Here is a 14,080-nt window from a genome sequence, read left to right as displayed (position 1 = left end):
ATTGGTAACTAATTAGTTAACGAGACGCAGTGGCTTCGTAATTTGCTTATAAACAAACTCTCTTCCCTCATTAAAATATCCGTCTAACCAGCACATCCAAGGAATAAAAATTTTTGATGTTTGTGAGTAGGTTGGAAATAAAAAATCATGAAATAATACCTGAGTATTTTGAAAATCAGAATCATTAAGATAGCTCCTACCATTCGGCCCTGAGATATATAAATCAATACCTGTTTTTTTGCATATATCAGCCAATTTTTTTGAACCGCTAGATTCTGTATTCAAAGTAGAACTTAAAATAATTTCAGGCATTGCCAAATTAAATAAATCAAAAATATTCTTTATACTGTCTTGAAAAAAAGCAACAAAATTCAATTGCTGCAAGTTATAAATTTTTTTAAACAAATCATCTTCATAATATCTGCATTTAGAATAGGCTTGTTTTATTATTAAATGATGTTCGTCAATGAAGTCTGATTGAATAATCATATCTTGAATTAAAGGCCTACTTGTCTTTTTGCGCTCAATAGGGATTGAAAGCCAAAACTCCTTTGCATTATTAATTATTTTATTTCGGTGCTCTACACAACGACGCTGATGCTGAACATCATCAAGTATCACAAATATTTCAGATTGGTAAATTCTTTGCAGATAATTGAATGTAGGCAAATACCTGGGTTGGCTAATCATTCCTTTCATGATCTAACTTTTATATAAATAAACTGTGAAATCATGTGGAAGATAATCATGTCTTAGCACTATTTTACTGGTGAGTGTAGAACAAAATTTCAGGATTTTCCCAGGCTCAGCATAATATTCATCAGGATCCTTTTCATTTGCCCACGCACTCAACGTATTAAATGCAACTCCTTTCTTGCCTATTCTAAAAGCTTCCATGATAAGAAATTTTAGTGCCTCTTCGTTTGCGACTGTAAAAATACCACTCATAAATACATAATCAAAAGATTTCTCTTTGTAATCCTGAATACTATTATTTTCAAAACTCATCTTTGGATGCCTGGATTGGGCTTTCACTATCATTTCTTCAAGCAGATCGATCCCCAAATATGTTCCACTAAAACCTCGAGCAAGAATAAAATCAACCAAATGACCAATTCCACATCCTACATCTAAAATACTGGATTCAAATACATCATCTGCAATTTTGGTTAACACATCAAATCGTTTTTGTTGTGAAGTTTCGCTTCCCCAATTAACAGCCCGGTGACCCTCACGATGAACTCTTAGGCTTTCAAGATAGACTAAACGATTTCGTTCATGATAGTTTTTAAACATTATTATTTCCTTAAAATCAAAAACCATTCAGCATGAACATGTTTTATGGATTTTGACTCAAAATAATCTTCATTTATGTGTTTTATCGATTCAATCTGGAAACCAATTGATTGCACTAAATCATATATTTCTTGTTCGTTATAAAATTTCAGTTTTCCAACATTTGTAAGTGTTCCGGAAGAAATTTCAGTCAGTTCATCTTCCAAAGTAATGCCTTCCTTAAAGGATGTATGTAAATCAGAGTAAGGGTTAAAACAAAAATACCCTCCTGATTCTAATACTCTATAAATTTCTTTAAGCGCAATTTCACAGTCTGATTTAGAAACACAAGTTAACGAACCTCTATCAATAACTAAATCAAAAAAATTATCTTGATATTCTAATGGATAAAAATTACCTTGCATAAACTCTCCCTTAAGCCCATCTCTTGAAAACCAGTTTTTGGCATGTTCAACAGCGACTATAGAGGTATCCACACCATAACACTCAAAACCTTCACGAGCGCAAAACCAAAGATTACAACCTGATCCTGATCCAACTTCTAATACTTTTATTTCATTTCTTTTTTTATGGCGCGGGTAATATCGAAAAATAAAACTAACTACTTTATCCCATGGATATTTGTTAAGTGATTCTCCCGCAGCATATTTATTATCCCAGATCATCGTGTTCATATAAAACCTACTCAAATAAATCCATCAGTTAACAAGACAAAAACAAATTATGATAATTCTATTATTTCCTCGGCACTCCATGATTCCGCAAAAATCTTTTGTAGCCTAATATAATCCTCCATCGTATCCAAAGTCAGTCGATGATGATATTGATTACCAGCAGGATTTATAAAATTATCTACTTTGAGGCTACGGCGCATCCATTCAGTCACGTGTTCATAATCTTCTGTTAGAGCGGAATATTTCATTGCATCTTCTAATTGTTCTATACCAAATACTTCGCAGTCATAACCATGGGGCCAGGAAGGCACCATATTATTACAGGTGTATTGTGAGTTATTTTCAATATGCCTTTTTAATACTTGTGAACAAACTTCTGGATTAATAAGAGGACAATCACTGGTAATCCTCATAATAATATCTGCTTTTGTAACTTTCGCTGCCTGGTAGTACCTTTCCAGCACATTACTTTCTGAACCCCTAAAAACAGTACATTGGTATTTTTTAATTTCATCTATCAAAATATCATGCTCTTTACCAATTGGAATAGCACAACAAATTTCATCGACTCCTTTAATTTTTTTACAACGTGTAAGTACTTGTCCTAGTACAGTTTTATCACCTAAAGGAAGCATAATTTTGCTAGGTAATCTTGTGGAGGTCATTCTTGCCTGGATAATGACTACAACATGCATAACATAAAAACCTTAAATAATTTTGACATAACGAATAATACTCTTATTAATGAAAGTAGTATCTAAAGTGAAACTATGTTTTTGAAAAAAAAGATGTGACGGGGTATTTTCAACCAAGACCTCTGCTACAATTTTTATAGGCTTATCGTGTTGCTTCAATAAAGTAAAAGAATCCAACAGAAGTTCTGACCCAATACCTTGATGTTGAAATTCTGGAATAAGAAATATTGATAACTTTAAACTGTCGTCTTCATTACGATTATATCTGATTTGACCGATAGGCTTTCTATCACATTCCATAATAAAAATCTGTGATTTATCAGAGTTAAGCATTTCATTGAACCACTTGGTGTGTTCGTCTAATGTGACTGGTTTTTTTCCAGAAGATTTCAAATAAATTACGGGATCATTCCGCCAAGAAAATAACAGCTCAGCATCATTCTGATTAAATTCCCGTATGGTATACTTCATGCAAAGTCCTCATAAGAAATTAATTGTCCTTTTAATATTTCTTTTTTTAATATTTTATTAAGAATAATGTCGATATTTTTAGGTGGAATACCATTGCCAGGACGTTGGAACTGAATATCTTCTTTTTTAATAGAATCACCTTTAGATAAATTCCTTATTGCTACACAAGACAAACGAAAATTATCTCTCGATTGATGTTCAGAATATGTAGGGCCAAGTTGAGTAGTCCCCAAAGCTTGTTCTACATAGCGTATACCGTCAACAAGTTGTTTAAATTCAGCAGGTGAACTTGAAAAACGATGGTCGGGTCCTGGTAAAGATTTATCTAAAGTAAAATGCTTTTCAATCCAGCTTGTCCCCATGGGAATAGAGGCAATCGCTGCACAAGAACCTTCGGTATGATCACTAAATCCAACCACGCAATCAAATGCACTTTTTAAAGATTGAATTTTGTAAAGATTTACATCCTGAGCAGGTGTTGGGTACTGAGAAGTACAGTGCAAAAGAATAAGCTGAGTATTACCTGTATTTTTAAAAGCTCTTACCGCCTCATCAATTTCACTGGCATAAGCCATTCCGGTAGAAAGTACAGTAGGTAATCCTGAAAATCCCATATCTCTGATTAGCTCCAGATTAGTTAAATAATCAGAACCGTTTTTTAAAACTTTTGTACCTATTGATTTAAGAAGTTCGATACCTTCTCTATTCGTTGGCGTTGAATGAAAATCAATATGAACTTTATCACAAAATTCTTTAAGTTCAATTAACTGGGTAGCATCGAGTTCATAGCGTTTAAACATCTCATACTGTGATTCCCGAATCACTTTACCCTGAGATATATATTCATACTCTATTTCTTTATTAATTACGAAATCTTCGGCCTTATAATTTTGAAACTTAACAGAATCAGCTCCTGCCTCTTTAGCGGCAAGAATTGTGTGCTTGGCAAGTTCCATATCTCCGTTGTGATTTATTCCAATTTCAGCTACCAGATAACATGGATTTTTTGAACCTATATAACGATTACCTATCTTAATACTCTGCATAAATTTCCTCAACTAATCTTTGAGTCCCTAGCCCATCACATAATTTGTGAGCATTAGCAGCAATAAGGTTCCTTAGTATATGATTATTAGATATTTCAGAAATAGCATTGGCAAGCTTTTGCTTGCTAATCATATCATAATGCCCTAAATAAATTAAAGCGCTCTCATTATCTAAGCTCTCTGCTACTAACACCTGATCTGGACTTGTACTAATAATAACCGATGGTTTTCCAAGGCAGCATCTCTCCCAACAAGAACTTCCACCTGCCCCTATAATTAAATCTGATTTGCTAATTAACGGTGCCAATGGTATATAATCATGTATTACTACTTGATGAGTTGTGTTTTGAATAAGTCTTTCAAGTACTTTTTTTTGCTCTGAAGAATGTCCCAAAACAATATCTATCCGGCTCTTGTAACCGAGATCCTTAATTGCTTCAAATGCAAAAGTGCATAAATAATAAGGATCAGTACCTCCAAAATTAATTAATATATTTTCTATCTTATTTCCTGGAAAAAATTTATCCCGACGACATTGACTGTATATTTCATCTAATAAAGCATAAGTGGGGCCAAGAAATAGTTTACAAAACTCAGGTATTAGACCTTTGTAGCTCTCGGGAGAAAAACCATAGTTTTGATTTAATAAATAATTACAGTAATGAGGCCTATGATTAAAATCATCAATTACTAAAATGTTAGTATTTAATTTTTGAGAAACTTCCTGTTCAAATTCAATACCTAATGCATAGTGATCAATAATAAATAAATCGGAGTTTAGTGCTTGTTGCAAAAAAGATGTGGAGCAAAAATCTTCTATAAATTGATATTGGATATCATTTGAATTGGCTGGTAAGAATTGCTGTGTTTCTCTAGTACTAAAAAATGTAACTTCACTGCCCTTTTTAATAAATTGTTTTGCCAATACTTGGCAACGTTTTAAATGTCCAATACCAATATTATCTGAAGCATCGACTCGAAAGGATATTTTCATAGTAACTAATAAGAATCCAGGCTTCTAAGCAGATAGAACGCTTCTGCACTTTTTACATTCACACAAGCTCCATGATATTCGTGCATGCTGATAATATTTTTGTAGGAACGTGCATGAGGAAATTCACGCATTTCATCATCATAACACTTTAAATATTCTAACTTATGACTTATCCAGTCAGTAATATTAATATAATAATTAGGATTGAATTTTTGCTCTCCAATAGCCCATTCAGTACTTGATGGGATCTGAAAACACAAAATCTTTTTTACCCAATTATTTGCTCCTGGCCGGCAAGCGGTCAAGGCTGCTCGATGTGTCATACAATGATCTATATTTAAATCGTTCCAAAAATGCGTCAATATAAGAGTAGGTTGAGTTCTTGCAATAAATTTTTCCACCTGTTTGGTAATTTCTAATATAGAAACAAGATCTAATTGATTATCTGGAAATGAGAGATTTTCATAAGATGTTGGTTTTAAGAAATCTAATGCTTTTTGATAGCCATGTTTTCTTTTTAAAAATTCCGAATCTGTTGAGTTTGAACGTGAAGAAATACCATCCGTCATGAATAATAAATGAATTTCATGACCAAAGTGTTTGTATTTTAATAAGGAACCACCACATCCCAATGCCTCATCATCTGGATGCGCTGCTATCACCGCTATTCTTTCTTGCATTTTAGATAACTTACGGATAAAGACTAGAGATTAGCACGATTAAACCTTAACTAAAAGTAAACAAAAGAATATCATGATGTTAAAATTTAGAATTGATTTATTGTGGATATGGGCTTAACAATCAGATTAGGTGAACTTCCAAAAACCACAGAATTATCTTCGATGTTTGTATCTTTAACATATGTGTTTGCCGCCAGCACCACATTATTACCTATGTTACAATCACCCACAATTTTGGCCCCCGACTGCATACGCACATGATTACCGATTATTGGATAAACACCTTTATTATTTCCAACAGTGCAATTTTGACTAAACTCAAAATAATCACCGTACCTTGCTCGTCCTAAAACGCTACCAACAGGATGATCCAACATAAAAATTGCTGGCATTTTAACTTCATAAAACAAATCCAATCCATTGAGGGCTTTATTTAAATAGTAAATCCGATCAGCAAGCGAGGTAAGATTAGGGAAATATTCAAATAATGAATTAGATAAATAATATAAGAAAATAGTATACTGGCCAGAGTGGTATGGATTAAAGTATGTTTTATCGTTTTTTTTGTAATACTTATTCTCTGTATTTGAAAAACAAAACTCACAACGTTTAAGTGCATATCCAATCACATCAGAAACAATCTTTTTTTCTTCATCCTCAAGAAAAAACAAGGTCTCTAATTGCTTTATTACTAGAGACATAAGTTGATTAATAGTAATTTCAATTTGCATATATTGTAATCATCTTTTGTAATTCAACAATTTTTCATATTTTTCCCATTAAGAAACTCTATGTCTCAACACCCACTGTCCATTATCAAAAGCCCAAAGATGCGGTGATCTAAAATGATTAGTCAATCTCTCAAAATATTCCCTATCCATTTTAGGTTGCTCAAATTGCTTAGCCGCTATGGGTAATTTTTTTGAATCAATGCTTAAATATTCAAAATTTTCCTTTTCAAAACGCTCCGGGTATTCACCATCAAAACGCCTTACTAAAGCAACTCCCTCCTCACGGACTAACTCCCCATTACGAATTTCCTGAGAACTGTCGTAAGTGGCTCGACCAATTCCAAATTTGATAAAGGTGGTGTAGTAGTGCAAATCATCAATCTTATCGTCTATGCCACTGTATTTACTATAGGTACCCGCTGTCCGCTCAGGAGAAGGCGTAAATCCACCATGATTTACAGCAAAGTAATAACATTCTTGCGGATGCCATGGTAAATAATATCCCAGATATTGTACCTCTATCTTTTTCTCAACAAGTCTGTTGGGATTAGGTGGTATATATGGCTGTAGCTCTACTTCAGTTAAACCAAACTCTTCCTTCAACTCAAGCGCTGATATCCCAGAAAGATAAATATTGGAAATATCATTCGCCGTGAAATAACTGATGTCCTTCGTCGCTTTTTCATTTTCCTTGGCATTATTACCATATTCTGATGGATTCTCTCCATAAAACACCAATGGTATATTCAAATCCATTGCAATTTTTGGCGGATAGTACATTTGACCAAGAATAAATGGTTGAAACGGGTGATATAACTTTTCCAGTGCTAATCTGGTAAGCAATCTATGCACTTGACCATTGGGAGTAAACAGATAATTGTCAAATCCGGCATGTATCCATGCCTGGAAATTATTCCACCCCCAGGACGTATAAATATGGGGAGCCCAAGTCACTGTCAAGGGATTCATTCCATATTCATATTTCAACATATACGCCGTGTAAAAACTGTCCTTCCCGCCTGAACCAGGAATAAGGCAATCGTAATGACCCGTCTTGCTCCGATATTTATCACATAACTCTTTTAATTCCCTCTTTCTTTGATCCCAATCCACCGCCTTTTTCTTCTCCGCTACTCGGCATGCTGAACAAACTCCTTCTTCATCAAAATTGATAGTCGGCTTCTTCGCGTCAATCGTGTGTTTGTATTCTTTTTCAGAATTAGGCTTTTGGTTGCTGTATGTGCATTTACTGCAAAACATAACATCACTCGGTAAACCATAAAATACCTCTTCCGGTTTACTATCAAGTTTGTATTTAGCAAGGTTAACCTCTCCTGGATAAGTAATCATTAAAGGGAATCTCCAATAATATTCATTAATAATTTGTGCTAATACAATTTACTAATTTTATCCTAACAAAACGCGGATTTGCATGTATTAAATTGTTAGTAAAGTAATTTGGGCTGGGCACAAAATCAATGCATAATCTCATAAAATCATCGATATTAATCAAACTATTTTCATTAGATTTGGTATGTATTAATAATTCTAGTGAGATTTCAAAAATCTTCATGCAACTCTTTACGCATACTACTTTCAAGATCTTTGGGTAAGATTGTTTCCCCCCAGCTCAAAGCCGGGGATAACACTTAAAATTTGTAAGGCAATTCTTAACAGTTTTGTAGTTATTCACCATAAATTTGATGAATCAAATCCATCGTTTTTAAACTGTCTGCCAATGATATCGCATGACTCTCTTGACCACGCACCCCTTTGCAAACCTCTTCAGCCTGTTTATAAAATCCTGCTTTAAATTGTTGATCGATATCATCCAATGTTAAATCATGGACGATTCTTTCATTGGCATTTTGATAGCGAGCCTTTTCAAGTGGCTGCATTGTCCAACGGATACTTGGTGTACTTACACTACATGCCCAAGGACCTGGCCCTTTCCAAATGCATTCATATAATGCACGATCTCCACTATCAAACTCAACATAACTGATTACGATTTCTGTTTGCTCCTTTTTCCAGGGCGCAACCGGAACTACTTTGGTTACTTCACCTCTTGCAAAAAATCGAATTAAATCGATGGTATGGATTGAATTAGCATACATAAATTTTTGAACAACTTTTTCTGGGTGCAGGCAAGCTCTTGCTTCTTCAAAACTCTGTTGATCCTGAATATGGATAAATCTCTTATCAACACTCTTTGAATCAAGATCTTTACGAATTTGTATTGAACTGCAATAAAATCTTCTATTCAAGCCCACATAGATTGGGCCGTTTGCTGTTAATGCTGCTTCAGCAATATCATGAGCATCCATCAAATCATATCCGGCTGGTTTTTCCAACAGCACAGCCCAATGATATTGAAAACATTTTTTAGCCACTTGATTGGCTTCAAGCTCAGGAACTGCAACCACTACCAAATCAGCTTTAGTATGTTTATTTAGTTCTTCAATGGAATTTGCAACATAAGGAATATCAAATTCATTCGCTAAAGCAGCAGCCTTTTCGTATGTTCTACTTAATAAACCAGTTACTTGAACTCCAGGGACAGCTTGAAACGCTTTAATATGCTCACGCCCCATTCGACCGGCACCAATTATTGCAACATTTAAATTCTTCATAATCACCCTTGCTAAAAAGTTAAGACGCTTTTCGATGTACTTTTTTAAGATGAATTAATTCCTTAACCAAATCATTAATTCTGTGGGTGGACTTTCCATCCAAATTACCCCATTTTCTCTTTTCTGTGTCTAGTTGTTTCTTAATAACCATAAAGTGTTCCAGCTGTTTCATAGTATTCACAGCTAGCTTGAACTCTTCTTTAGTGCATGCATTCAGCACACCATTAACGTTTTTATAATCTGAAAAATCATAATAAAACATATCGTAATTAATAGTTGGAATACCACATGCTATGGCCCAACGAATCGTTGCTGAAGCAAAAGCCAAATAGATATCAGATAAAGCCACCAATCGAGCGGTATCTATCTGGGTTACCAAGATATTTTTTTTCGCAAAAAGATCAGACAATTCTAAATAATTTGGATGTGGTCGAAAAATAATTTCATAGTCCTGTTTAAATACTTCAATACAATCCACAATAAAATTTACTGCATCTTCCGCATCTTTAAAATCAAATCGAGGGGGATTTGCCGTAATTTGGTTTGGAAAACCACCCAGCAAGAAAAAAGGTTTATTATTTTCTATACCCAACTCCCTGTATAGTTTTTTTCTTTCATCTTTTTTATTCAAGTAATAATAAGCTAAGTTATCATCATAACAAGCGCCGGTAATTTTCATTTTTGAGGCAGGTATTCCACTGTTACGATAGTACTCAAACATTTTCTCGTTTTCGATGGCGATTATATTAGCATATCCGCTGTTCATCATCCATGGGTCGGGAGGTGAAGCTCTGGTTATCAGATGGCCGAGTACATGCTCCGCAGGTAATCTTAAAACTTTTCGAGTATCATCTTTCATTACCCAAGAACGACAAAAAAGCCCAATTATCTTATTAAAAGTATGATACTTTACTTGAAATTCATCCCGATCTTTTAGTGCTTGAAATGCTTCACTTTGATTTGCAATGGTATAAGGAAGAATTAAACTGGGAATTTTTAATGAATGGCCAGATTTTATTATTAGCGGGGTGATATTACCTACAATATCTTCAGGTAAAATAATTAAATTATACTGGCCTGCTTTTAGTATATTTTGGAATTGGCAATAATTATATCTATAGATTCTGGGCACATAGACCATAGGTGAGTTAATTAAATTCAAACCCCAATTAAAATACCCATGAATTCTGGAATATAGTTTATAATGATTGCGTTTAAAAAAATTAATACATTTAACTATCAGAAATAAAGGAAACAATAAAACTTTAAATTTCTTAATCTTTAATAACAAAATATGTGCTTTTATGATCAGAGCTTTAAGTGTTTTAATTTTTAATCTTGCTAGTTTACCTCTAGAGTTTTTATATCCTTTCTCTTTATGCTCCCCCCCCCCTAAAACACCCAATTTGGGACTCATACTCTTAATAGCATTCCATTTTGTTCTGATATTTTGTGGATTTGACTCCTGAGTATTATTTCTTGATTTTTTAGCAGTGACTAACGATTTGTTTTCAAATATTTCTACTCCGTCTACTTCCCCAATAACAATGCTTTTTTCAATTTCTTTCAATACGATTGAATCATGGTGTGGTGACTCAACTCCACAAAAAAGAATAAAGCATTTATAACCAAATTGTTTCAAGCCGGTAGCTGCCCTCTTCATCTCAACAAAATCAGACAATCGTTGAACTACGAGTAATATTTTAGAGGGTTGATCATGAGAAATATTCATATCGATTGTTAGCTTTAAAATAACTAGGCATACTTTCATATTTCTTAAAGCTTGTAAAGCGTCTGGTTCAGGGAAATCCGAATATCAAAATGATCACTTGCAGTTTTGCGAGCAATATCTCAATAAGGATATACGATAGTGTTATTCTCAAGATTACACTGTAAAAAATGGAAGTTTGTTGATTGCCCTATACAAAATAAATTAACTCTGAATAATTCCATCTCGACGCTCATATTCCTATTCAAGGATACAGTTTGGCAAAAAAATTGATTCGAGTACTAGATCAATCTTGGAATATCTAACTATATTCGAAACAAACTGTGACTTTGTAGCTAAATATTTAATATCTGATAAAATTCATCGGCAACTAATATTTAAAAAACATTCAAAGCGAATAAATTGAACATTTTTATTAGAATACAATTGCAATGATTTGAGTATAATGACTAATAATAGCTTACTTCTATAACATGAATAAATCAAAAATTTATCGTAATTACCTGTTAAAAAGATTAATGTTGACTTCATTTTTATTTGTCCTCGTATTTGTCCCAATTGAATTATTTTCCAGATGGGTAGCAGTCACATCTATTGCCCCATTTGGAAGCTGGTTTAATCGCGATCAAAAATTTCTAATAGCGGACACAATCTATGGTGGTATTGTTGGAATAGGTGATTCAATTATTGCCAGAAATTTTTATCCAGAACTTTTTTCCTCATCCCTGGCTGAGAAGCTTTCTATAGCATACCCTACTTATAATTTAGGGCTTGAAGGAGGAAATCTGGAAGAGCAATTAGCGCTCTATAAATATCTCCTAAAAAGAAAGGTAAATCCAAAACTGGTTATTATCGATGTACCTGTGCATATACTTAATGTTGATAACTTTTCTATGCCCACTTCTGCAGGCAAAACACCTTTAAAGTTATGGGATGATAATGTTTCTGATTACTATACTCGCTGTGAAATAAAGGATACACATGCGATTTCTACAAAAATATATTGTAAATTGGCAAGCAAGTTCTACTTTTTACGATTACTGAATTTTTACCATCAGCAAATTAATAACAGCGATAAGACATTATTGCATACATCAAAATCACGATTAACCAATTTAATTTATAATCATCAACCTGTGTCTGTAGTAGGTTTTTCACCTATTTTTAATGTCATGACTTCTGAGTCTGCTAACTCTGATTATTTATACAATGCCATGGTGAAAACTTATGAAAGAGATTACATTCATTATCAGTTAGGTACAGACAGGCTAGAGAGTTTCATAGATGAATTCAATAACCATCAAACTAAAGTAGTTCTTGTTCTAATGCCCTTATACCAACCATTAATGCGTAAAGTTCATGACAAGCTCAATGTGCCCCAAAATCAGTTGATCGTTGACAAAATTAAACGGTTTGCGGAGAAGAAAAAAATTGCTTTCGTCAATTTATTCGAAGAATTACAAGACCCGGAGAATTTTCAAGATCCGGTTCATATGAATGTTCTCGGTGCATCAAAAGTAACCAAACTTCTGGCAAATAAAATCCTAAACAAGGATTATATCTATCCGGAGGGTTATCTGGATGCAGAAATATATGATTACATGAAAAAATCTCATGAGGATAAATCATGAACTTTGCAACCTTTCAATTTATTATATTTTTAGGCCTCTCATTGACTGTCTTCTTCTTGATAAGTGCTTATTATCGAAAATATTTTATATTGATTTGCAGTTATGTGTTTTATGGCACATGGAGTGTTCCGCTGATTAGTATCATACTTTTTTCTACCTCTGTAGATTATTATTTAGGGAACAGAATTCATAATACGACGTCTAAGCAATTAAAAAAGCTGTTTCTTACTCTATCTATTTTTATTAATTGCTCGATTTTGATCTATTTCAAATATGCCAACTTTTTTTTGGACAACGCGAATACGCTAGGCGCTCTTATTGGTATCGATTTACCAATACCCAAAGCGGTTCATATCATCCTGCCCTTAGGCGTTTCATTTTATACTTTCGAAGCGATCAGTTACATTGTAGATATCTACAGAGGAGAAAAACCAGCAAGCAACTGGTTAAATTATAATTTTTATATTATGTATTTCCCCCACCTGATTTCAGGGCCTATTGTCCGTTATAAAGAAATTTATCAACAATATGAAAGCACTATTGAGCTACCAGAGTTCTCCCGAATTAATGAAGGATTAAGACTGGTTTTATACGGTTTTATTTTTAAATTAGTCATAGCAGACGGAGTCGCCTCTATTGTAGATTCCGTATTTAACAATTATCAAAACGCGACTCATCTTGAATCATGGCTTGCTGCCATTGCGTTTACCGTACAAATTTATTTTGATTTTCTGGGTTATACCCATATTGCAAGAGGGGTTTCCTTATTTTTCAATATAAAGCTGCCACTTAATTTCAATCATCCTTACAATGCAGTTAATATCAGTGATTTTTGGCAACGATGGCATATCAGTCTCTCACTCTGGATTAGAGATTATTTATACATTCCTTTTGGAGGTAGTCGAGGAACTTTAATTAAAACAGTTAATAACTTAATAGTCACAATGTTCATTGCCGGATTATGGCACGGAGCCTCCTGGAATTACGCCATCTGGGGAGCTTATCACGGGATGTTGTTGTCTATATACCACATCTATCGTAATAAATTTAAAAACAAAAATATTGCCCCGGCAAATAGCTATTATCGAATAGCATCTATTGCTTTTACATTTTTATGTGTCGTTGTTGGATGGGTTATCTTTAGAGCCAATTCTTTTGACCAAGCTTACACGCTAATTACAAAAATGTTTAATCCAATAGGAATTGCAAAAGAAATTGCTATCAATCGTTCTTCAACTGGTTACACTGATTCGGTATTAGGTTTACTTGCATTATCTGCATTATGCTTTATTGGACCACAGTTAAAAAAATTTGAAACTCAAACTCTTTCCTCACTTCAGCCACTTTGGATTAAAAAATGCGGTTATATCTTCGGCATGTTGATGCTGATGATATTCATGTTCTCACCAACAAAACCCTTTATTTATTTTGTTTTCTAGGGGGTTAGACAATTAAGACTGATGTCTTGATAATATGTACTCATAGTGAAATACCAGAGTT

General features: G+C 33.8%; 14 protein-coding genes. 2 read left to right on the top strand and 12 right to left on the bottom strand.

Going from position 1 to position 14,080, the window contains the following annotated elements; translation table 11 throughout:
• Positions 1–12: 12 nt before the first annotated feature.
• The 12 genes from OQJ02_RS03915 to OQJ02_RS03860 form a co-directional block, all read right to left on the bottom strand.
• Positions 13–690 carry a WbqC family protein gene (locus OQJ02_RS03915; RefSeq protein WP_265719793.1) on the bottom strand — a complete coding sequence of 226 codons (678 nt, stop codon included), beginning with the start codon at positions 688–690 and terminating at the stop codon, positions 13–15.
• Between the two features lie 12 nt (positions 691–702).
• Positions 703–1,296, bottom strand: a complete 594-nt coding sequence (locus OQJ02_RS03910; RefSeq protein ID WP_061504525.1) for a class I SAM-dependent methyltransferase — start codon at positions 1,294–1,296, stop codon at positions 703–705.
• Between the two features lie 2 nt (positions 1,297–1,298).
• Positions 1,299–1,970 carry a class I SAM-dependent methyltransferase gene (locus tag OQJ02_RS03905; protein WP_080446612.1) on the bottom strand — a complete coding sequence of 224 codons (672 nt, stop codon included), beginning with the start codon at positions 1,968–1,970 and terminating at the stop codon, positions 1,299–1,301.
• Positions 1,971–2,017: 47 nt separating this feature from the next.
• Positions 2,018–2,665: a glycosyltransferase family protein gene (locus OQJ02_RS03900; RefSeq protein WP_265717959.1), complete on the bottom strand. Its 648-nt coding sequence runs from the start codon at positions 2,663–2,665 to the stop codon at positions 2,018–2,020.
• A gap of 12 nt (positions 2,666–2,677) precedes the next feature.
• A complete protein-coding gene (locus tag OQJ02_RS03895) occupies positions 2,678–3,136 on the bottom strand; it encodes a GNAT family N-acetyltransferase (protein ID WP_265717958.1) in 459 nt (152 codons plus the stop codon).
• Positions 3,133–4,182, bottom strand: coding sequence for an N-acetylneuraminate synthase family protein (locus OQJ02_RS03890; RefSeq protein WP_265717957.1), 1,050 nt, complete (start codon positions 4,180–4,182; stop codon positions 3,133–3,135). The genes OQJ02_RS03895 and OQJ02_RS03890 overlap by 4 nt, the downstream gene beginning before the upstream one ends.
• A complete protein-coding gene (gene pseG / locus OQJ02_RS03885; RefSeq protein WP_265717956.1) occupies positions 4,169–5,176 on the bottom strand; it encodes a UDP-2,4-diacetamido-2,4,6-trideoxy-beta-L-altropyranose hydrolase in 1,008 nt (335 codons plus the stop codon). Before pseG ends, OQJ02_RS03890 begins: the two co-directional genes overlap by 14 nt.
• 5 nt (positions 5,177–5,181) lie before the next feature.
• On the bottom strand, positions 5,182–5,856 hold the full coding sequence (locus OQJ02_RS03880; RefSeq protein WP_265717955.1) for a PIG-L deacetylase family protein: 675 nt from the start codon (positions 5,854–5,856) through the stop codon (positions 5,182–5,184).
• An 86-nt stretch (positions 5,857–5,942) separates the two neighbouring features.
• On the bottom strand, positions 5,943–6,587 hold the full coding sequence (locus tag OQJ02_RS03875; RefSeq protein WP_265717954.1) for a hypothetical protein: 645 nt from the start codon (positions 6,585–6,587) through the stop codon (positions 5,943–5,945).
• Positions 6,588–6,635: 48 nt separating this feature from the next.
• Positions 6,636–7,937 carry an N-acetyl sugar amidotransferase gene (locus OQJ02_RS03870; protein ID WP_265717953.1) on the bottom strand — a complete coding sequence of 434 codons (1,302 nt, stop codon included), beginning with the start codon at positions 7,935–7,937 and terminating at the stop codon, positions 6,636–6,638.
• 335 nt (positions 7,938–8,272) lie between these two features.
• Complete coding sequence (locus OQJ02_RS03865) at positions 8,273–9,220, bottom strand: Gfo/Idh/MocA family protein (RefSeq protein ID WP_061504448.1); 948 nt, start codon at positions 9,218–9,220, stop codon at positions 8,273–8,275.
• Between the two features lie 19 nt (positions 9,221–9,239).
• On the bottom strand, positions 9,240–10,952 hold the full coding sequence (locus tag OQJ02_RS03860) for a hypothetical protein (protein ID WP_265717952.1): 1,713 nt from the start codon (positions 10,950–10,952) through the stop codon (positions 9,240–9,242).
• A 470-nt stretch (positions 10,953–11,422) separates the two neighbouring features.
• Here OQJ02_RS03860 and OQJ02_RS03855 point away from each other — a divergent pair, with 470 nt between their 5' ends.
• Positions 11,423–12,580 (top strand): D-alanyl-lipoteichoic acid biosynthesis protein DltD, encoded by a 1,158-nt coding sequence (locus tag OQJ02_RS03855; RefSeq protein WP_265717951.1) that lies wholly within the window; start codon positions 11,423–11,425, stop codon positions 12,578–12,580.
• Positions 12,577–14,019 carry an MBOAT family O-acyltransferase gene (locus OQJ02_RS03850; RefSeq protein WP_265717950.1) on the top strand — a complete coding sequence of 481 codons (1,443 nt, stop codon included), beginning with the start codon at positions 12,577–12,579 and terminating at the stop codon, positions 14,017–14,019. Before OQJ02_RS03855 ends, OQJ02_RS03850 begins: the two co-directional genes overlap by 4 nt.
• Positions 14,020–14,080 lie beyond the last annotated feature (61 nt).

Origin of the sequence: Legionella sp. PATHC032 (genome assembly GCF_026191185.1) — a bacterium.
Taxonomy (GTDB): Bacteria; Pseudomonadota; Gammaproteobacteria; order Legionellales; family Legionellaceae; genus Legionella.
The sequence above is the reverse complement of the archived record's forward strand: the minus strand, read 5'-3'. Positions and strand labels throughout refer to the sequence as shown.